The sequence below is a fragment of the Planotetraspora kaengkrachanensis genome, assembly GCF_016862895.1.
Taxonomy (GTDB): domain Bacteria; phylum Actinomycetota; class Actinomycetes; order Streptosporangiales; family Streptosporangiaceae; genus Planotetraspora; species Planotetraspora kaengkrachanensis.
Map to the genome: position 1 here is coordinate 302,603 of NZ_BONV01000003.1, position 18,368 is coordinate 320,970.

Annotated in this window: 19 protein-coding genes; 12 read left to right on the forward strand and 7 right to left on the reverse strand. The window is 70.4% G+C overall.

Annotated elements, in window-relative coordinates; genetic code table 11:
* The first annotated feature begins 257 nt into the window (after positions 1–257).
* A complete protein-coding gene (locus Pka01_RS06030) occupies positions 258–884 on the forward strand; it encodes a class II aldolase/adducin family protein (RefSeq protein ID WP_203881584.1) in 627 nt (208 codons plus the stop codon).
* A 119-nt stretch (positions 885–1,003) separates the two neighbouring features.
* On the opposite strand, the gene Pka01_RS06035 is transcribed toward Pka01_RS06030, so the two are convergent.
* Complete coding sequence (locus tag Pka01_RS06035; RefSeq protein WP_239114766.1) at positions 1,004–2,581, reverse strand: DUF885 domain-containing protein; 1,578 nt, start codon at positions 2,579–2,581, stop codon at positions 1,004–1,006.
* 55 nt (positions 2,582–2,636) lie between these two features.
* Between Pka01_RS06035 and Pka01_RS06040 the strand changes: the two genes are divergently transcribed.
* On the forward strand, positions 2,637–3,881 hold the full coding sequence (locus Pka01_RS06040; protein ID WP_203881585.1) for a DUF4032 domain-containing protein: 1,245 nt from the start codon (positions 2,637–2,639) through the stop codon (positions 3,879–3,881).
* Here Pka01_RS06040 and Pka01_RS06045 read toward each other — a convergent pair.
* The gene (locus Pka01_RS06045) at positions 3,853–4,368 is read right to left on the reverse strand and encodes a 2-thiouracil desulfurase family protein (RefSeq protein WP_203881586.1); all 516 of its coding nucleotides are present in this window, start codon (positions 4,366–4,368) and stop codon (positions 3,853–3,855) included. The genes Pka01_RS06040 and Pka01_RS06045 overlap by 29 nt on opposite strands.
* 285 nt (positions 4,369–4,653) lie before the next feature.
* Between Pka01_RS06045 and Pka01_RS06050 the strand changes: the two genes are divergently transcribed.
* The 7 genes from Pka01_RS06050 (at position 4,654) to Pka01_RS06080 (ending at position 10,457) form a co-directional block, all read left to right on the forward strand.
* On the forward strand, positions 4,654–5,025 hold the full coding sequence (locus Pka01_RS06050; RefSeq protein ID WP_203881587.1) for a roadblock/LC7 domain-containing protein: 372 nt from the start codon (positions 4,654–4,656) through the stop codon (positions 5,023–5,025).
* 3 nt (positions 5,026–5,028) lie between these two features.
* On the forward strand, positions 5,029–5,853 hold the full coding sequence (locus tag Pka01_RS06055) for a hypothetical protein (protein WP_203881588.1): 825 nt from the start codon (positions 5,029–5,031) through the stop codon (positions 5,851–5,853).
* A gap of 44 nt (positions 5,854–5,897) precedes the next feature.
* Complete coding sequence (locus Pka01_RS06060) at positions 5,898–6,266, forward strand: roadblock/LC7 domain-containing protein (protein WP_203881589.1); 369 nt, start codon at positions 5,898–5,900, stop codon at positions 6,264–6,266.
* A 31-nt stretch (positions 6,267–6,297) separates the two neighbouring features.
* Positions 6,298–6,669 (forward strand): hypothetical protein, encoded by a 372-nt coding sequence (locus Pka01_RS06065; RefSeq protein ID WP_203881590.1) that lies wholly within the window; start codon positions 6,298–6,300, stop codon positions 6,667–6,669.
* Positions 6,670–6,997: 328 nt separating this feature from the next.
* On the forward strand, positions 6,998–8,140 hold the full coding sequence (locus Pka01_RS06070) for a hypothetical protein (protein WP_203881591.1): 1,143 nt from the start codon (positions 6,998–7,000) through the stop codon (positions 8,138–8,140).
* Between the two features lie 8 nt (positions 8,141–8,148).
* Positions 8,149–8,958 (forward strand): hypothetical protein, encoded by an 810-nt coding sequence (locus Pka01_RS06075; protein WP_203881592.1) that lies wholly within the window; start codon positions 8,149–8,151, stop codon positions 8,956–8,958.
* Entirely contained in the window at positions 8,955–10,457 is a 1,503-nt protein-coding gene (locus Pka01_RS06080) for an NADH-quinone oxidoreductase subunit NuoF family protein (RefSeq protein ID WP_203881593.1), read from the forward strand. Before Pka01_RS06075 ends, Pka01_RS06080 begins: the two co-directional genes overlap by 4 nt.
* A gap of 34 nt (positions 10,458–10,491) precedes the next feature.
* Here the strand turns inward: Pka01_RS06080 and Pka01_RS06085 are convergent, their stop codons facing one another.
* On the reverse strand, positions 10,492–11,355 hold the full coding sequence (locus Pka01_RS06085) for an alpha/beta fold hydrolase (RefSeq protein ID WP_203881594.1): 864 nt from the start codon (positions 11,353–11,355) through the stop codon (positions 10,492–10,494).
* A 106-nt stretch (positions 11,356–11,461) separates the two neighbouring features.
* On the opposite strand from Pka01_RS06085, the gene Pka01_RS06090 reads away from it, so the two are divergent.
* Together Pka01_RS06090 and Pka01_RS06095 are read left to right on the forward strand one after the other, a co-directional pair.
* Positions 11,462–12,880, forward strand: a complete 1,419-nt coding sequence (locus Pka01_RS06090; protein ID WP_203881595.1) for a DHA2 family efflux MFS transporter permease subunit — start codon at positions 11,462–11,464, stop codon at positions 12,878–12,880.
* Positions 12,877–13,356, forward strand: coding sequence for a MarR family winged helix-turn-helix transcriptional regulator (locus Pka01_RS06095; RefSeq protein ID WP_203881596.1), 480 nt, complete (start codon positions 12,877–12,879; stop codon positions 13,354–13,356). The genes Pka01_RS06090 and Pka01_RS06095 overlap by 4 nt, the downstream gene beginning before the upstream one ends.
* Before the next feature lie 186 nt (positions 13,357–13,542).
* On the opposite strand, the gene Pka01_RS06100 is transcribed toward Pka01_RS06095, so the two are convergent.
* Together Pka01_RS06100 and Pka01_RS06105 are read right to left on the reverse strand one after the other, a co-directional pair.
* Positions 13,543–14,013 carry a substrate-binding domain-containing protein gene (locus Pka01_RS06100; protein ID WP_203881597.1) on the reverse strand — a complete coding sequence of 157 codons (471 nt, stop codon included), beginning with the start codon at positions 14,011–14,013 and terminating at the stop codon, positions 13,543–13,545.
* A gap of 55 nt (positions 14,014–14,068) precedes the next feature.
* Complete coding sequence (locus Pka01_RS06105; RefSeq protein WP_203881598.1) at positions 14,069–14,497, reverse strand: hypothetical protein; 429 nt, start codon at positions 14,495–14,497, stop codon at positions 14,069–14,071.
* A 217-nt stretch (positions 14,498–14,714) separates the two neighbouring features.
* On the opposite strand from Pka01_RS06105, the gene Pka01_RS06110 reads away from it, so the two are divergent.
* Complete coding sequence (locus Pka01_RS06110) at positions 14,715–15,236, forward strand: Dps family protein (protein ID WP_203881675.1); 522 nt, start codon at positions 14,715–14,717, stop codon at positions 15,234–15,236.
* 44 nt (positions 15,237–15,280) lie between these two features.
* Here the strand turns inward: Pka01_RS06110 and Pka01_RS06115 are convergent, their stop codons facing one another.
* Together Pka01_RS06115 and Pka01_RS06120 are read right to left on the reverse strand one after the other, a co-directional pair.
* On the reverse strand, positions 15,281–16,279 hold the full coding sequence (locus Pka01_RS06115) for a CapA family protein (RefSeq protein WP_203881599.1): 999 nt from the start codon (positions 16,277–16,279) through the stop codon (positions 15,281–15,283).
* 73 nt (positions 16,280–16,352) lie between these two features.
* The gene (locus tag Pka01_RS06120) at positions 16,353–18,356 is read right to left on the reverse strand and encodes a phosphocholine-specific phospholipase C (protein ID WP_203881600.1); all 2,004 of its coding nucleotides are present in this window, start codon (positions 18,354–18,356) and stop codon (positions 16,353–16,355) included.
* Positions 18,357–18,368 lie beyond the last annotated feature (12 nt).

The following is an 18,368-nucleotide window of genomic DNA, read 5'->3' on the forward strand; positions in this document are numbered from 1 at the left end:
CAATTAGGAAAGTTTCCTAAACGTTTGGTGGACCGTACGGCCCGGCCACGACAGCGTCAAGATGTTGTCGTCGGTCTAGACCAACCCGTAACCCGACTGGGATGAATCCGCGCCGACGATCACAGACTATATACGCGTTTGTGCAGGCTAAACAGAGGTGGGATGACCCGATACACCGAGTATGCGCGAATGGTCGGATGAGTAACTGGTATAGACCAGGTTGGCGTTATTTCGGACGATCGTCTAGATTCGCCGCCATGGAAGAGCTTCGCCGGCAGCTGTGCGACTACGGCAGGCGGGCCGCGGAGCTGGGCCTGGTCATCGGGACCTCCGGCAACCTCAGCGCCAGGGACGGCGACTTCGTCGCGGTCACTCCCTCCGGCGTCGCGCTCGACCGTCTGCGCCCCGAGGACTGCCCGATCGTCCGGCTCGACGGAACCATAGTGGAGGGCGAACTGCCCCCGTCGTCCGAGACCCCGATGCACCTGGCCGTCTACGCCGCGACGGGGACGACGGCGGTCGTGCACACCCACTCGGTCTTCGGTGCCGTGGTGGCCACGACCATGACGGAGTTGCCCCCGATCCACTACAACTCCCTTCTGCTCGGCGGCAGCGTCCGCGTCGCCGAGTACGCGACGTACGGCACGCCCGAACTCGCCGCCAAGGTCCAGGAGGCGCTGACGGGCAAGCAGGCGGCGCTGATGGCCAACCACGGCGGCGTCACGATCGGAGCCGGTCTGGAGAAGGCCTTCGAGGCCACCCGCCTGCTCGAGTGGCTCTGCGAGGTGTACGTCCGCGCCCTCGGGGTCGGCACGCCCACCGTGCTGACCGAGGAGCAGCTCGCCGACGTCATCGTCCGGGCCTTCACCCCACCCCCGGCGTGATCATGCACAGGTTCGGCAAAACCCCGCTCCACCTGCGCCGCCACTAGGCGTGATCATGCGCAGGCTCGGCGGAACCCCGCCCCACCTGCGCAGACGCTCACCGTGATCATGCACGAGCGCTACGCCGGAATGACCGCCTTCCTGGCCAGCCCGAGCGGCAGGCCTCCCGACCCCGCGATCGCGTCGTGGAACGACCGCAGGTCGCCGCGGTAGTCGTCCCTGATCCGCTCGATCTCCAGAGCACCTGTCAGGTACGAGGGCGCCTGGGTCGGCCACGCGCAGTACCTGCCGACCTCCCCCACCGCCGTGCCGGGCGAGAGCGAGGCCTTGGTGGTCATGAACGTTTCGGCCTCCTCGATCGTCATGTCGCCGCAGTGCAGCGCCGTGTCCACGACGATCCGCGCGGCGCGGAAGATCCGGCAGTCCAGGTGGGCCAGCTCGGTCTGCGGCGTGTCGAAGTACCCCTGCTCGTGCATCACCTTCTCGACGTAGAGCGCCCAGCCCTCGACGAAGTACGGCGTGCGGAATATCTTGCGCGCCTTCCTCGGGCTGCCGGCCATCCACGCCAGGTGCCAGTGGTGTCCGGGATAGGCCTCGTGGACGGCGATCGACGGCATCTGGGCCCGGGAGTTGGTCCTCAGGCGCTGCCGTACCTGCTCCTCGGTGAAACCGTCCGGCGTGAACGGGACGAAGAAGACGCCCGCCCTCGACGTCGTGAGCGGCGGCGGCGCGAGGTAGTTGGCCACCGCGATGAGGGGACGCTGGAACTCCGGGGACGGCAGGACCCGGCAGTCCTCCCCCTCGGGGAAGGTGACCAGCCCGCGGTCGCGGGCGAAGTCGCGTGCACGGAAGGTCTCGGCCTCGTACTCGGCGCGCATCGCCTCCAGCGTGGGCGGGTGGTCGTCCATGAGCGTCTCCATGGCGGCCCGCCAGTCGGAGGAGCCGAGTCGCCCGGCCACCTCGCGCATCCGCCCGTCGAGCTCGTCCCAGGACTTGAGCCCCTTCTCGTGCAGTTCGGAGGCGCCGTACCCGAGCATCTCCCGCTCCCGCAGCAGGGTCGAGTAGAGCTCCTCTCCCATCCGCCAGGTCCCGCCGGCCTTGAAGCCGTCGAGGAACGTGACGAAGTCGTCGAACGCCTCGGCGGCGGGCCCGGCGGCGTTGGCCAGACGGGCGCGCAGGTTCTCGTCCGCCACTCCCGCCGGCAGGGTCGCGGTGAGGAAGTGCCGCGCCGTACGGGCCTGATCCAGACCACGGCGGACGAGCAGGTCGGACGCGAGACCGGGATCGAGGTTCTCGCGGCACGCGGCGAGCACACCGGGGACGTCGGCGAGCCGTGCGACGGCCGCGTCGACGAGGTCGGCCTCCGGGGCGAGCCGCTGCTGGAACGGGGTGAACATCGACGCGAAGATCGCGTTGAGGTACGGCGCGGGATCGCGCCGCCACTCCGGCCGGCGGGCCTGGGCGACCGCGCCGCGCAGGTGCGAGAGCACGAGGTCGCGGTCGATCTCGTCGTCGAGGGAGGCGGGGGCGTATCCCGCCAGCCGCCGCAGCCACTCCTCCTCGGCTCGTTCCCTGGCCGTGAACCCCGCCTCGGTGAAGTCGCCCAGAGTGCGGTCGTGGCCGCCGGCGCCGAGAAGCGTCGCGCTGATCGGATGCTCGGCCAGATACCAGTCGAGAAAGTCGTCCACCAGTGTCATACCGCCCGACTCTATCCGGGACACTGGTGATGAAGACCCCGAAAAAGGAGCAGTCGTGCCCCTGCAGATGATCGGCGCTCCCAGCGATCCCGAGCTGATCCGGCTGCCCTGGGACGTCCCCCTCGAGGAGTGGCCCGCCCACCACCTGGTGTCGCTGCCGCGCGGCATCTCCCGCCACGTCGTGCGCTTCGCGCGGCTCGCCGGGCGCGTCTACGCGATCAAGGAGATCAGCGCCAGGTACGCCAAGCGGGAGTACAAGCTGCTGTGGGACCTGGCCAGGCTGGACACCCCCGCGGTCGAACCGGTCGCCGTGGTGACGGGCAGGACCGCGCAGGACGGATCCGAGCTGGACTCCGCCCTGGTCACCAGGCACCTGCAGTTCTCGCTCCCCTACCGTGCGGTGCTGTCGGGCTCGATCCGGCCGGACACGCTGACCCGCCTGCTCGACGCCCTCGCCGTCCTGCTCGTACGGCTCCACCTGAACGGCTTCTACTGGGGGGACTGCTCGCTGTCGAACGCCCTGTTCCGCAGGGACGCGGGGGCGTTCGCCGCCTATCTGGTCGACGCGGAGACCGGTGAGCTCCACCCCACCCTCACCGAGGGCCAGCGGTCGCACGACATCGAGGTCGCGCACGTCAACATCTTCGGCGAGATGCTCGACCTGGAGGCGGGCGGCCTGCTGCACCCCACGATCGACCCGCAGGCGTTCTCCGAGCAGCTCGTCGAGCGCTACGAGCGGCTCTGGGACGAGCTGACCCAGGACGAGATCATCGAGGAGGTCGACTGGCACCGCGTCGACCAGCGGATCCGACGGCTCAACTCACTCGGCTTCGACGTCGCCGAGATGATGGTCCGCCGCAAGGCAGGCACGTCGCGGCTCATCGTGCGGCCCAAGGTCGTGGACGCCGGCCACCACCAGCGCCGCCTGCTCCGCCTGACCGGCCTGGACGTCGAGGAGAACCAGGCGAGAAGGCTGCTCAACGACCTCGACTCGTTCCGCGTGTCGAACGGGCTGCGGCACGAGGACGAGGCCATCGTCGCCCACCGGTGGCTGGCCGAGGTCTTCCAGCCGGTGGTCAACGCGATCCCCGCCGACCTGCGGCGCAAGCTGGAGCCGGCGCAGCTCTTCCACGAGGTGCTCGACCACCGCTGGTACATGTCCGAGGCCGCGGGCAAGGACGTCGGGCTCGAGGCCGCGGTGCGGTCCTACGTCGACAACGTGCTGGTGTTCAAGCCGGACGAGAAGGCCGTCATCACGCCCGGCGACCTGATCACCGCTCCCGATCCGCTGTCTCCCTGAGCAGCTCGGCCAGGTGAAGGGCCGCCTCGGGAAGGCGGTCCTCGCCGAAGACGCGGATGCCGTTCAGCTCCAGCAGCGCCGCGGTCACTCCCTTGCCCGGGGTCACCCTGCCGCGGAAGGTGCCGTCGTGGATCCGAAGGGAGCCGCACGACGGGCTGCCCTCCTTGAGGATCGCCATCCGGACGCCGAACGACCGCGCGACCGCCAGCGCCTGCTGCGCGCCGGAGAGGAACGCGTTCGTCACGTCGTCGCCGTCCGGCGTCAGGATCCGGGCCGCCCCGGCCAGGACGGCGGCGCCGCCCACGCCGCCCTCGATCTCGGCGGGCGGACGGGGGACGGGCAGCCCGCCCTCGACCTCCGGGCAGAACGGCACCAGCCGCCCCTCGGCCCTCCAGGAGGCGAGCAGTTCGTCGTCGCTGGTCTTCGCGCCGCCGTCGAACCGCACGCGGCTGCCGAGCAGGCACGCGCTGACCAGGATCCGCTCCATGCCTCCATTCTGTACGGCCTGCGCCACCACTCGAGCGGACAGGGTCGGACGGCCAGCGACAGCGAAATCTAGCTAGATGCCGGGATATTTCCCCGATGTCGCAAGTGCGCAAAATGAAGAAATTTCATGAAAAACCGATGTTTCCCACCTAGGCGGACAATCCTTATTCGATGTTGCTGAATCGTTTATCCCGCCTCTTTATGACTCCTCCACGGCACCGGAGTGACGCCCACCGGCTTCTCTAATGTTGGCCGCGCTGTATCGGCTAATCGGCGAGGAGTTGACGTGATCGGGATAGAGGACTGCCTCTCTGAGGTCATGTCGATTCCCGGCGCGCTCGACGCGGTCCTGGTGGAACCCGTCAGCGGCATGGCGGTCGTCGGAAGCGGAACGCCCGATCCCGCGAGGTCCGCGGCCGGGCTCACCGAGACCTTCCGCGCGGCGCTCGAGGGGATCGCACTGGCGTCTCCGGAGGGGACCGTGCGGATCGACACCATGATCATCACGACGGAGACGAGCCACCACCTCATCAAGCCGATCGAGATGGTCTTCGACGGGCCGCTCCTGATCTGCCTCCGGCTGGATCTCGAGCGCTCGAACCTCGCCCTCGCGCAGTGGCGGCTCGGCATCATCACGGACCAGCTGATGGCCCATTGAGTCATGGCCCCCACCACCCTCGACACCGTCCTGACCCGGCTCGCGGCCGACAACGCCACCGGCTCCCTGCGCGTCGGCAAGGACGGGACCGTCTACCTCACCGGCGGACGGGTGTCGTACGTCGAGTGCACGACCACCCCGGGAGTCGAGGAACTGCTCACGACCTCCGGCCGGATCAGCGCCTCCGGGGTCCGCGGGATACGGCAGGCGGCGGGGCCCGAGGCCGACGGGGGCGACCTCCTCATCGAGAAGGGCGTGCTCAGCCGGGGCGAGCTGGAGTTCTGCGTGCTGGGGGCGACCCTGGACGCGTCGTTCTTCCTGCTGCGGCCGGCGGGGACGCCCAGGTCCAGGTTCAAGGAGGGGGACACCCACTGGCTCGGGACGCACTGGTACTTCGACGTCCCCGGCCTGTTCCGCGAGTGCGAGCGCAGGTCGGCCCGGCTCGAGCGGGCCTGGCCGTCCGCGGAGCTCGACGGTGAGGCCGTCGTCCCCGTGGGGCGCCTCAACGGCGGGCACGTGCTCCTCACCGCACCCCAGTGGGAGCTGGTTCTCGCCGCGGACTCCACGGCCACCCCGCTCGATCTGGCCCGCCGCCTCGGGCGTCCGGCCTACTCGACCCTGCTCGCCGTACGGGAACTCGCCGCGGCCGGACTGCTCGCCACGCACGCGGCGTCCGGGCCGGACACTGCAGACGTTCCGGCGGCACTGCCGAAGCGGACCCCCGCGGCGCAGTCCGGGGACGCGTCGGAGCGGACGCACCCACCGCAGGCGGACGCCGCCGACGTGAACCTGCTCATCAGGCTGCGTGACGCCCTGGAGGCGCTGTAGTGATCACGCGCTCGTGGCTCAAGCGGGCCGGAAAGGGGGTCCCGATGGATCTGCGCCGCGACATATACGAGGAGATCGTCCTGCTGCGGAGCCGCGCGCCGGAGATCACCGGGGCGCTCACCTGCACGGTCGACGGCATGCTCGTGACGACTGACCTGCCCGCCGACACCGAGCAGACGGCGGCGCTCACCTCGGCGCTGCTGTCGCTCAGCCGCCGGATGACCGACCTCGCCAAGGTCGGCCGGCTCGAGGAGACCCTGGTGTCCGGAACGGACGGGCACGCCGCGTGCTACGCCGCTGGGGCCAAGCTCGTCCTCACCGTCCTGGTCGGCCCGGGCGCCAATCTCGGCCTGCTCCGGAGGGAGGGCCGCAAAACGGCGGGAAGACTCGCCGCCATCGTCGAACGCGAATGAATCCCCGAATTACCGATTAGGAGCAAAAAGCATGGCGAACATGGACGTCTCTCTCAAAGAAATGATGGCCATCGACGGAGCGATCGGAGGAGCGGTCGTCGACTACGGGAGCGGCATGGCGCTCGGCACCATCGGCGGCGGCAAGGAACTCGACCTCCAGATCGCGGCGGCGGCCAACACCGAGGTCGTCAAGGCGAAGCTGCGGGCCATGGAAGCCCTCCAACTCCAGGACGCCATCGAGGACATCCTCATCACGCTGGGCGGGCAGTACCACATCATCCGCCCGCTCGCGGGCCGGGGCGGCAAGGGCCTGTTCCTCTACCTCGCCCTCGACCGCGGCCGCGCCAACCTCGCGATGGCCCGCCACCAACTGCGCACGATCGAGGACAAGCTCGACGTGTGACCACGCCGCCGAGCCCGGGAGGCCGCGGGACCTGCCGCCTCCCGGCCCGGCGCCACCCGCGGCGGGCGAGGTTGACACCGCTCTGCGGGCCACCGTCCGACTTCGTGCCTTTCGCGGTCGCGCGTTGGCGTAGCCTGATCATGCGAACCCCCCTTATCACCATAAAGTGGGGTCTCGGCAGTGGCTGGTGAATGACCCATGGCGTCAAGTCGCGGTCAGCCCCGGTGCGGATTCGGAGGGCGATCAGACAGGTGATGCGGCATTCGACGTGGGCGTTACCTCTCATTGAGACCCTTACCCCGCAGATCCGCAGTGGCCGGGTGCGTTGATGCCCAGATCCTCGTCCGGGCACCGCTCGATACTGCCGCTGGCCGACGGCGTCGCGCGGATCGGCGGACTCGTCGCCGTCCTCGTCGGCCTGGCGTTGTGCGCGATCGTCCAGCAGGAGGTCGTCGCCCGGGTGGGACCCCACCGCGTGGTGAAGGCCGAGGTTACGGGCACTCGCCGACCGCGTCCGACTCCGAAGGCCTCCCGGACGGACCCGGCACCGTTCGCCCAGGTACGGACGGCCGTGCTGAGGCAGCGAGGCCCGTCGGCACGCGCGGCCTTCCGCGTCGAGAGCCTGCCGCAGCCGGACGTGCACATGACCCGAATCGACGAGGCCAAGGGCTGGGCCTTCGGCACCGCGGCCATCCCGCCGCCCCCGGGCGTGGCCGCCCTACCCGACCCGTCCCTGTTCATCGCCCGGAGGTCCGGCCAGACGTGGCAGGTCGCGTCGGCCGGCGTCGAGGACTTCGCGCGGTTCGTACGGCAGGCGCCCACGACGGTGGTCCCGGCGGACGAGCGGCCGTTCCTGGAGCAGTACGGCGAGGCCTCGTCGGCCAAGGAAGGCGTCGCCACCGGGATGACGCTTCCGTGGAGCGCGGGTCAGTCGTGGACGATGCGGTCCCTCGGCGGAGTCGACGCCCTGCAGTTCAGCGGTGGCGACGGCCGTGTCCTCGCCCCCGCACCGGGCAGGCTCTACCGCCTCTGCGCACGCTCAGCCAGCCAGAGCATGCTTCTGCTGATCCACGCCGACGGCCTGGCCTCCGAGTACTACCAGATGGCCGACGTCGCCGATGTCAAGGAAGGCACCCTCATACAGGAGGGCGGCTATCTCGGGCATACGGGAACCGCACGGCCCTGCGGCGGCGCGGCGCCGGCCTCGGGGCCCGCGACGGTGGACTTCACCCTCTTCAGCGGTGCGAGCCTGATGCCGCTCGAGGGCACGCGGATCGGCGGCTGGACCCTGCACACCGCCGGGGACCAGGTCTGGGCCGATCGTTCCGGTCTGCGGGTGAACGCGGGCAACCCGTTGCTCAACTTCGGGACCGACGCCCCTCCTTCACCGAGCCCCCGTCCTCCGTCCGCCACGCCGTCCCTCCGATCTCCTTCGGCCAGTCCGTCCCCCCGGCCGACTCATTCGCGCTGAGGACGCCCATGGAGCAACATCACGTACTTGCCAGGCGAACAGCCCGCACCTCCCGGAGCAGGAAGGTCGTGCGGGCCTTCCTGCTCTGTGCGGCCCTCGCCGGGATCGTGGCCGCCGGATTCACGGAACAGGGAGCCGGCGTCGTCGTCCGCATCCGCGCCTTCCTGGAGTTCTATTCCGGCGTCTTCGCACTCGTCGCGCTGAGCGCGGCGGTGGTGGTGGGCCTGGCGGCCTCCGAGCGTTTCATGCCGATCAGGCTCCGCATCCTCGCCCAGTCCGCGCACCGGGCCACAGCCGTCATGTCGATGAGCTTCCTGGTCGCGCATGTGCTCCTCAAGATCCTCCAAGGGCACGCGTCGATGCTGGACGTCGTCGTGCCGTTCGACGGCGGGCAGGAGCGCGCCGTCTGGATCGGTCTGGGGACGATCGCGAGCGACATGATGATCATCATCTTCGCCACCGGGGTCGCCCGCGGCAGATTCATCGGTCAGGGGCGACCCTGGACGTGGCGGGTCCTCCACATCGCCGCGTACCTCTGCTGGCCGATCGCCATCGTGCACGGGCTGAACGCCGGCCGGGCGGCGAAGGACTGGGTGACCCTCAGCTACACGGCCTGTTTCCTGCTGGTCGCCGTCATGGCTCTCGCCAGGCTCGCCTCCTGGGCGCGCAGGCGCGGTACGACGCGCCGGCGAGAGGTCCGGGCGCCGAACCGCGCCGCCCGGGATTCGCTGGTCACGGAGGCGCAGGGCGTCCCCGACGAACAGTTCTGGGCTGAGCTCAAGGCTGAGGCGGCGCAATGGACCGGGAGTAACAAGTGAGCGGCGCTCAGGAGATCCTCACCATCGGCCCGGCGCGGCTCTTCCACGGCCTTGACCGCCTGCAACGGCTGAACCTCGCCGCCCACCGCGAGCGTCACCGGTCCGTGGCCCGGCTCTCCCTGCGCGAACTCGTCGCGCTGGCCGGAGAGGTCGACCTCCGCGGCCGCGGCGGCGCAGGCTTCCCCTTCGCCCGCAAGCTCACGGCGGTCGGCCAGGCGGCCGAGCGCCGGAACGTCCGGCCTGTGGTGCTCGTCAACGCGACAGAGGGCGAGCCCGCCAGCGCCAAGGACAAGGCGCTTCTGGCCCGGACACCGCATCTCGTCCTGGACGGGGCCGTACTCGCCGCACGCGCACTGAGCGCGCGCGAGATCGTCATAGGCGTCACGGACGGCGGTGTCCCCGGGCGCTCCATCTCGACCGCGATACAGGACGCGGGCCTGTCCGGTTCCGTCAGGCTCGTCCGCCTGCCGGAGCGGTTCATCACCGGGGAGGGAGGCGCTCTGGTCAGAGGGGTGAACGGCGAGACGCCCATCCCGCCGGGCCGGAAGGTCCGGGCCGCGGAGAGCGGCGTCGACGGCCTGCCGACGCTGTTGTCCAACGCCGAGACGTTCGCCCAGTTGGCCGTTCTGGCCGAGCTCGGGCCGGAGGGTTACCGGGCGACGGGCACCGGAACCGAGCCGGGCACGGTCCTGCTCACCGTGACCGTCCCGGGTCATGGGCGGGTCGTGGTGGAGACCCCGACCGGCGTCCCGCTCGCTGAGGTGCTCCGCCGGTGCGGGGTGTCCGCGGGCCAGGGTGTCATGGTCGGCGGCTACCACGGCGCGTGGCTCTCTCCGGCCGGGGCCGCCACGGTCGCGGTGTCACGGGAGTCCATGGCCGAGGCCGGGGCCGCGCTGGGCGCCGGCATCATCGTGCCGCTGGAGCAGGGGACATGCCCGCTGGGCGAGGTCGCCAGGGTCGCGGACTATCTCGGGGCCGAGTCGGCGGGTCAGTGCGGGCCCTGCAGACTCGGGCTGCCCGCCATCGCCCGGTCCTTCTCCTCGCTCGCCGCGGGCAGTGACGGCGCCGAGGCGCTGTTGGCCGTCAAGCAGGCGAGCGGGGTGGTCCGCGGGCGTGGGGCCTGTCACCATCCGGACGGCGCGACCAGATTCCTGCTCTCCGCCCTCGATGTCTTCTCCGAGGATGTCGCCGCGCACGTGGCCGGAGGCGGATGCGGCCGGCCCGTGCGCGGACTGCTGCCGGTTCCCGGGGAGGAGGTCCAGGAGACGACGACCGGACTGCGGCTGACAGTCGACTGGTCTCGGTGCGCGGGGCACGGTCTGTGCGGCCATATCGTTCCCGACCTCGTGCAGCTCGACGGCTTCGGTTATCCGGTGCTCACCGATGCCGCGGTGCCCGCCCGGCATCTCCGGGGCGCTCTGCGGGCGGCCGACATGTGTCCCGCCCTCGCCCTCGGGCTGACCAGGGCGCCTTCGACGGCGGGACACGGCCGCGCCTGAGCCGCCGGGAGCCGAGCGTGGCACCTGCGAGTTCTCAGCCGGGCTCGCGGCCCGTCAGTTCGCTGACGGCCTCGACGAACACCGGCCACAACTCGCGGGGCATGTCGTGCCCCATGCCCGGGAACGTCAGCAGCTTGGCCCCCGGGATCGCGTCGGCGGTCGCGGCTCCGCCGGGGGGCGTCACCAGCGGGTCGTCCTCACCATGGATCACCAGTGCGGGGATCGTGAGCCCGCGCAGCCCCTCCGTCCTGTCGGGAGAGGCGAGGATCGCCGTGAGCTGGCGGGCCACGCCCTGCGGGTCGTATCCCCGGTCGTAGCTGTCCCGCGCCATCCGGGCGAGGCGCTCGGCGTCCATCGCGTAGCCCGGTGAGCCGATGACCCGCCACGACGCGAGGGCGCGCTCCGCGGCGGCCTCCCGGTCCGGTGACGGAGGCGTGAGCAGCGCCGCCATGGCCGCCTCTGTCGGCGGCCCGACCCTCGGGCCGGTCGTCGACATGATGGACGTCAGCGTGCGGACGCGGCCCGGGTGCCCGATGGCGAGGCACTGGGCGATCATTCCGCCCATCGAGACCCCGACCACGTGGGCGCTCGTCCAGCCGAGGGCGTCCAGCAGCCCGGCGGTGTCGTCCGCCATGTCCGCGAGCAGATACGGGGCGCCCGACGTGTCGCCGCCGAGCGCCGCCATGAGATCGGCCGGCTCCTCGAGATGGGTGGACAGGCCCACGTCTCGGTTGTCGTACCTGACGACGTGGTGGCCGGCGTCGACCAGCAGGCCGATGAAGTCCTCGTCCCACCCGATCATCTGCATTCCGAGCCCCATGATCAGCAGCAGGGGCCGCCCTTCGGGGGAGCCGAAGGACTCGTAGCAGATCTCGATCCCGTTGGCCGTCGCACGCATGCGAAACAGAATCTCATTCTGCTATGCCCTCGGCAAGGACCTCCCGTCGGGCACATCGCCAGGGAGGCTAAAGTTGTGTTAGTACAACTAATTGAGGAGTAACCGCATGTCCCGCCGAAGGCGGATTCTCGTTCTGCTGATCTGCTGCATGAGCCTGCTCATCGTCGCGTTGGACAACACGATCGTGAACGTGGCCCTGCCCTCGCTCGGGCACGAGTTACGCGCCCCCGTCTCCGGCCTGCAGTGGACGATCGACGCGTACACGCTCACGCTCGCGAGCCTCCTCATGTTGTCGGGATCCACGGCGGACCGCATCGGCCGCCGGCGTACCTTCCAGACCGGCCTGGTCGCCTTCACGGCCGGTTCCCTGCTGTGCAGCCTCGCACCCAGCCTCACCTGGCTCGTCGTCTTCCGCATCGTGCAGGCGGTGGGCGGCTCCATGCTCAACCCCGTCGCGATGTCGATCATCACCAACACCTTCACCGACCGCCGCGAACGGGCGCAGGCGATCGGCGTGTGGGGCGGCGTGGTGGGGATCAGCATGGCGCTCGGGCCCGTCATCGGCGGCCTGCTCACCGACACCGTCGGCTGGCGGGCCATCTTCTGGATCAATGTGCCGATCGGCGTACTGGCCTTCCTGCTGACGTGGAAGTTCGTGCCCGAGTCCAAGGCGAAGAAGGCGCGCCGCATCGACCCCGTCGGGCAGGCGCTGGTGATCGTCCTGCTGGCCTCCCTGACCTACGGGATCATCGAAGGACCCGGAACCGGCTGGACCTCCCCGCTGATCCTCGCCTGCTTCTCCGTCACGGTGCTCACCCTCGCGTTCCTGATCGTCTACGAGTACCGCCGGGAGGAGCCCCTCATCGACGTGCGGTTCTTCCGGAGCGCGCCGTTCTCCGGGGCGGCGGCGATCGCGGTGTGCGGATTCGCCGGCCTCGGCTCCTTCCTGTTCCTCAACACGCTCTATCTGCAGAGCAACCGCGGGTTCACCGCGCTCGAGGCCGGGCTCTGCACGCTGCCGATCGCGCTGATGGCGATGGTCTTCGGGCCGTTGTCCGGCCGTCTCGTGGGGATCCGCGGGCCGAGGCCGTCCCTGCTCATCGCCGGCGTCTGCATCACCGTGACGGGCGTCCTGCTCGCACAGGTCGCGCTGCACACGTCACTCGTCCTGCTGCTGGCCGTCTTCGCGGTGTTCGGTCTCGGGTTCGGGATGCTCAACCCGCCGATCACCAACACCGCCGTCTCGGGGATGCCGCTCGAGCAGGCCGGGGTGGCCGCCGCCGTCGCCTCGACGAGCCGCCAGATCGGCCAGTCGCTCGGCGTGGCGATCGTGGGGTCCGTCGTGGCCACGGCCGGTCACGGCGCGGAATTCATGCCCGCGGCCCACATCGGCTGGTGGATCATTGCGGGGTACGGCGCGCTCATCCTGGGCTTCGCCCTCCTGACCACCGGCCGCTGGGCGCAAGGCACCGCGGCCCGAACAGCGGAGCGTCTCAAGACCATGGAAACGGTGACGGTCCCATGAGCGGCGACAGGCAGACGGCGGCCAGGGTCTGGCAGGGCATCCGCGCCCTGGTCCTGGACGCGCACGACCGGCGCAAGGAGGTCTGCGAGGCCCTCGGCATGAGCTTCGTCCGGGCCAAGGCCCTGCGCCGTCTCGTCCGCGGCCCGCTGACCCTGCGCGACCTGGCCGAGCACCTCGCCACCGACGCTCCGTACACCAGCGTGGTGGTCGCCGACCTGGAGCGGCGCGGGATGGTGGAACGGGCGACGCATCCCGGCGACCGGCGGGCGAAGATCGTGACGATCACGCCCGCGGGGGCGGAGGCGGCGGCGCTGGCCGAGCGGATCCTGGGCGAGCCGCCCGATCCCCTGCTGTCCCTCGACGCCGGCGACCTGGCCGCCCTCGACCGGATCGTGGCGGCGATCCACCGGGAGGGCGAGGCCGGCGCACAAGACCGCCCGGCCGGCGTCACCGCGGGAGCCGGGCGCGAGAGCTAGGGAGTGTCTGACAAATGCTGCCCGTCGCGAGCGTGGATCCAGATGGATGCACCGCAAGGCGGAGGAGGAGGTCGGAGCGGAGCCTCCGGCCGACGACGACAACGAAGCGAGGCGCCATCTGGGCCGCGCGCAGCAGGGCTTGATTTGTCAGACAGGACCTAGTCCCTGTCTCCCTGGTCCGGGGCGTCACACGGGGGTGAGGCCCGCTCCGGCCAGGACCCGCCTGCCCTCGTCGGACAGGACGAGATCGATGAACTCCCGCGCGAGGACAAGGTGGGCGGTCTCCGGAGCGGATCCGATCAGGTAGTCGCCCTGATCGTCACGGGCGAAGACCCGCGACGACGGCGCGCCCGACCGCCGCATCGCCGGCGCGCCCGCGGCCGCGAAGACGTCGGCGCCCTCGCCGCGGGCGATCCGCTGGGCCAGGGCGTCGCTGTCCCCGAAGGTGAACCGCACGGACTCCTGAGGATGCGACGCTTCGAAGGACCGGCCGAGTGATGTGAAGGGACCGGTCAGGGCGGCCGCCGCGAACACCGTCAGCGTCTGCCTCTCCTTCCCGGCGCACGCCGAGGCGACAAGAACGAGCGCGAGGACCGCGGCGAACGCGCGCGTGAGCGCGGACGGGCGTCCGGCTCCACGACCTGAGCTGAGTCCCACGTTCGACCTCCTGCAGCGGCTTCGCCGGGCGCGGGATGTCGAGCGTACCCGTTCGCTACCCCGCCGGAGTGGGGCTCTTCCTGTGGTCCATCAGGTGGAGGTCCCCGCCGATCTCCTGCCGGAGCTTGTCGAGCACGGGCCGGGGAGCCAGCGCGGTCCACAGGTTCCCGACCAGGTGGGGACTGTACTCGGGCGCCTGGTCCATCCAGTCGTCCTTCCCCTTCTGGGTCGCGAACGTCGTGATGAAGAACGTGCCGATGGAGGTCGTGCAGTAGCCCTGACGCAGTTCCTTGGCGTCGATCTGGATCTTCGGGGTGCATCCGGCCCTGGCGGCCAGCAGTTCCACCGTGGGCGGAGGGGCCTGGGCCGCGGGCGGGGGCGCCTGCTCGGCCGTGCACGCGACGGCGAACAGCAGGGCGGGGACGAGCAGCAGGGCGGGGGTGGCGAGCCGTCCGGCACGCGCCCCTGGGCGTGAAATTCTCATCACCTTCGAGGTACGCGGGATCCGCGACCCCGGTTCAACGGTCACCTCTTTACTCAATAAGGGGAAATTTCGGCATATCGCACAAGGGTCCACATACGTGGCACCCGGAAGACTTTGTACGAAGCCCCTGAATGGGAGGAGAACGACCTTGAGTGTCAAGTCTTCCGCCAAAGCCCGCTCCGGTGGCGGCAGCCAGCCCTGGCTGCATCAGAAGGGTATGGAGATCCAGGAGTTCGGGACCGTGCGGCAGTTCCCCGTCGGTCTCTCCATGGAGACCCGGATGCACTCGTGCCAGCGGCTCAACCAGATCCTGGCCGACACCCAGATCCTCTACAGCCTCTACAAGAAGCACCACTGGCTGATGCGCGGGCCGACCTTCTACCAGCTCCACCTGCTCCTCGACAAACACGCCGAGGAACAGCTCGAACTGGTCGACAAGCTCGCCGAGCGGGTCCAGACCCTCGGCGGCGTCGCCGTGGGCGATCCCCGGCACGTCGCGGAGATCACAGTGATCAAGCGGCCGCCGGACGGCGTGGAAGAGGTCCCGGCGATGTTGTCGCGTCTGCTGGAGGCGCACGAGATGATCCTCGTCGCCGCCCACGACGCCGCCGCGACCGCCGACGAGAAGGGCGATGACGGGACCAACGACCTGCTGGTCTCCGACATCATCCGGACGGGCGAGCTGCAGGCGTGGTTCCTGGCGGAGCACCTGGTCGACACCCCGCTCATCCACGCCTGATCAGTTTCCGGACGGCGGGCTCATCTCAGTGCTCATCTCATGGCTCATCTCATGTCGACGACCAGCCTGCCGTCCTCGTCGGTGACCGTGGCGCCCTGACCGGGGGCGCCCGGCCCGGTGCGGCCCAGGTCCGCACAGGCCGCGGCGAACCTGTCACGGATCCACCGCCATTCGTCGTCGCGGGCGAGCCGCGTACGGCAGTGCAGCAACTCGACCGGGACGCCGTACAGCCGTACGGGCCCGTGCTCGTCCATCGTCACGAGGAAGAGCAGGCCCAGGTCGTTGCGGAGCGATGCGTCCACGATGTAGTCGTTGATGAAGTCGCCGAGGTCGTAGAGGACGGGCGGGGCGACGCCGTGGAACACGTGTGCGGAGTGCCCGGCGACGAGCCCCGCCCCCGCCGAGACGAGGGAACGGGCGGCCGAACGGATGTACGGCCTCGGCCGCCCGGTCATGTTCGGCCCCCAGTGCGGCGTCACGACCACCACGTCGGCCCGCGCGCGCAGGTCCTCCACGTCCGCGGCCAGCCACGGCGGCACGCCGACCATCAGGTCGGCGTAGTTGACGCCCGGGCGTACGGCGGTGGCCGCGAAGTCGGCCGGGTGGTCGGTCACGCCGAGCACCCCGACGCGAAGGCCTCCGGCGGTGACGACCTCCGGTCGCCTCGCCTCCGCCTGGTCGGCCCCCGCTCCCACGCACAGGATTCCGCACCGGGCCAGCCACTCCCGCGTGTCGAGCAGCGCTTCTGAGCCGTAGTCGAGCGCGTGGTTGTTGGCCAGCGTCACGCATCCCACGCCCATCCCGGCGAGCAGTTCGGCCGCCTGGGGAGGCGCGCGGAAGTGGAACGGCTTGCCTGGGGCGTCCCACCTCCGGCCTCTGCCGGAGACGCAACACTCGAGGTTGAGCACGAAGAGGTCCGCCTCCCCGAGCACCTCGAGGAGATCCGCGGAGAAGAAGCGGGCGGGATCCACCGACTGGGCGACGCGCTCAGCCACGCCCCGCCCGAGCATCGTGTCCCCCGCCAGCGCGATGGTCACCGGCATGACGGGTCACCTGCCTCCGGGCTCCCCTACCCGGTGACCCGCGGGTGAACCCGCCGCCCTCGGCCTCCCCGGATCAGCCCGTGACGCTCGGCCTGCCGTTCTCGATGTGGCCCATCAGGCGGCGCAGCCAGCCGGCGTCCCCCTCGACGGTCACCAGCAGGTCGTACCACCCGGACTCGGCCGGCCACTCCACCCGCTCCACGCCGCCGGCGGGCAGGCTCAGGACCCGCGGTTCACCTCCGTAGGCGAGCGGGACGACGCGGACATCGGCGGGAAAGTCCCCCGTGTTGACGAGGTCGAGGAGGACGGTCCGCGAACCGGGGTCGATCTCGGTCGTGACCTCGACCCGGTCGGCCAGCCCGCCGCGGAAGTGCCTGCGGAAGCCGTTCGGCCCGGTAAGGATCAGGTCGTAGGAGTCGGTCGGGAAGTAGACCGCCTCGCGCAGGTCGTCGACGACGTCGAAGTGCTGGGGCCGGACGAGCTCGCCCAGGTAGCCGTACAGCGCGAGGTGCGCGCTCGCCACGCCGCGGTTGGCCATGGTGATCTCCACGGCGCGCCCGCGTGCCCTGGCGTGGGCGTCCGCCTGGTACGGCAGAGCCCGCGCGGGCTTGGTCCCCGGCTCCTGGACGGGCATCCGCTGCTCGGCGGGCGCGACCGGGTACCAGCGGGCGGCGTTCTCTCCATGGGGCTGCGCCGGGGCGGCGGGGGCGTCCGGCGACGTGACGGTGGAGACGGGCGGCGCCGATGGGCCGGCGAAGTCGAAGGCCGAGGTCAGGTCACCCACGACCTGGCGGCGCCACGCGCTGATGTCGGGCGCCTTGATGCCGAGCCAGCTCTCCAGGAACCGCACGGTCGAGCTATGGTCGAACGTCTCGGAGCAGACGTGGCCGCCCACGCTCCAGGGCGACACCACGAGCATCGGGACCCGCATGCCGAGGCCGATGGGCCGCCCGCTGACGAACTCCCCCGGTGTGCCGTCCGGCGGCACCGGCGGCGGGACGTGGTCGAAGAAGCCGTCGTTCTCGTCGTAGGTGATGAAGACGGCCGTGTGCGCCCACACGTCGGGATCTGAGGCGATCGCGTCGAGGATCTGGTAGATCACCTTTCCGCTCTCGGCGGCCGACGAGCCCTCCGGATGCTCCGAGTCCGCGAGGGAGGTCACGATGTAGGAAACGGCGGGCAGGCGTCCCGCGGCCACGTCAGCGGAGAACCACTCCCCGAGGCCCCCCGTCCTGGTACGGCGCAACGCCCGCTCGTACAGGTCCCGGTCGTCCGGGCCGAGCCCGGCCACCCGCTCCTCCAGCTCGGCGAGCAGCGGCTCCGGGTCGTCGGCCGAGCGGACCGCCTGGTAGAAGGCGTGCATGCTGGTCTGGCCGAGCTTGGCCATGACGGCCTTGAACGTCGCGAAGAACTCCAGGTTGTTGCATTGGTAGTTGTCCCACTCCTGGTACACCTGCCAGGAGTGGCCGGCCTGTGTCAGCAGCTCGGGCACGGTGATCCACGAGTAGCCGGCGTGGCCGTCCTCCTCGCACGCGTCGTTGTCGACGGCCCGCTGCTGGGCACCCGGCTCGAAGCCCGTGTGGCCGGAGACGTGGTAGTTGCGGTTGGGGGTCGTGGAGGTCAGCGCCGAGCAGTGATACGCGTCGCAGATCGTGAAGGTGTCGGCGAGCTCGTAGTAGAAGGGCAGGTCGTCCCGGTCGTAGTAGGACAACGACGAGGGGCCCTTGTTGGGGGTCCAGGCGTCGTTCCAGCCCATCGCCCAGGCGTTGTGCGTGCCGAGCCAGCTGTGGTCGTGGCTGTCGAGCAGCATGGGGTCGGCGCCCGCGAGCCTGGCCGCCTCCCTGACGGAGAAGGGCAGCACGCCGTCCTGCTCGAACACCGGCCGCAGAGTACGGCCCGGCAGCGCGTTGCGGTCGCCGTATCCCCGCACTCCGCGCAGGTGCCCGTAGTAGTGGTCGAACGACCTGTTCTCCTGCATGACGAACACCACGTGCCTGATGTCCGACAGGTCTCCGGGCGCGACCGGTGAGGCCAGCGCGCGGGACAGGGCAGGAGGAAGGGTGGAACCGGCCGACATCGTGCTGCGTCC

What these genes read in the sequence shown, in the direction of transcription:
- Pka01_RS06115 (WP_203881599.1), bottom strand. Translation starts at nt 16,279, where the DNA reads ATGCCGGTGACCATCGCGCTGGCGGGGGACACGATGCTCGGGCGGGGC.
- Pka01_RS06110 (WP_203881675.1), top strand. Translation starts at nt 14,715, where the DNA reads ATGGAGATCCAGGAGTTCGGGACCGTGCGGCAGTTCCCCGTCGGTCTC.
- Pka01_RS06105 (WP_203881598.1), bottom strand. Translation starts at nt 14,497, where the DNA reads ATGAGAATTTCACGCCCAGGGGCGCGTGCCGGACGGCTCGCCACCCCC.
- Pka01_RS06095 (WP_203881596.1), top strand. Translation starts at nt 12,877, where the DNA reads ATGAGCGGCGACAGGCAGACGGCGGCCAGGGTCTGGCAGGGCATCCGC.
- Pka01_RS06055 (WP_203881588.1), top strand. Translation starts at nt 5,029, where the DNA reads ATGGCCCCCACCACCCTCGACACCGTCCTGACCCGGCTCGCGGCCGAC.
- Pka01_RS06085 (WP_203881594.1), bottom strand. Translation starts at nt 11,355, where the DNA reads ATGCGTGCGACGGCCAACGGGATCGAGATCTGCTACGAGTCCTTCGGC.
- Pka01_RS06075 (WP_203881592.1), top strand. Translation starts at nt 8,149, where the DNA reads ATGGAGCAACATCACGTACTTGCCAGGCGAACAGCCCGCACCTCCCGG.
- Pka01_RS06045 (WP_203881586.1), bottom strand. Translation starts at nt 4,368, where the DNA reads ATGGAGCGGATCCTGGTCAGCGCGTGCCTGCTCGGCAGCCGCGTGCGG.
- Pka01_RS06120 (WP_203881600.1), bottom strand. Translation starts at nt 18,356, where the DNA reads ATGTCGGCCGGTTCCACCCTTCCTCCTGCCCTGTCCCGCGCGCTGGCC.
- Pka01_RS06060 (WP_203881589.1), top strand. Translation starts at nt 5,898, where the DNA reads ATGGATCTGCGCCGCGACATATACGAGGAGATCGTCCTGCTGCGGAGC.
- Pka01_RS06090 (WP_203881595.1), top strand. Translation starts at nt 11,462, where the DNA reads ATGTCCCGCCGAAGGCGGATTCTCGTTCTGCTGATCTGCTGCATGAGC.
- Pka01_RS06035 (WP_239114766.1), bottom strand. Translation starts at nt 2,581, where the DNA reads ATGACACTGGTGGACGACTTTCTCGACTGGTATCTGGCCGAGCATCCG.
- Pka01_RS06070 (WP_203881591.1), top strand. Translation starts at nt 6,998, where the DNA reads ATGCCCAGATCCTCGTCCGGGCACCGCTCGATACTGCCGCTGGCCGAC.
- Pka01_RS06030 (WP_203881584.1), top strand. Translation starts at nt 258, where the DNA reads ATGGAAGAGCTTCGCCGGCAGCTGTGCGACTACGGCAGGCGGGCCGCG.
- Pka01_RS06065 (WP_203881590.1), top strand. Translation starts at nt 6,298, where the DNA reads ATGGCGAACATGGACGTCTCTCTCAAAGAAATGATGGCCATCGACGGA.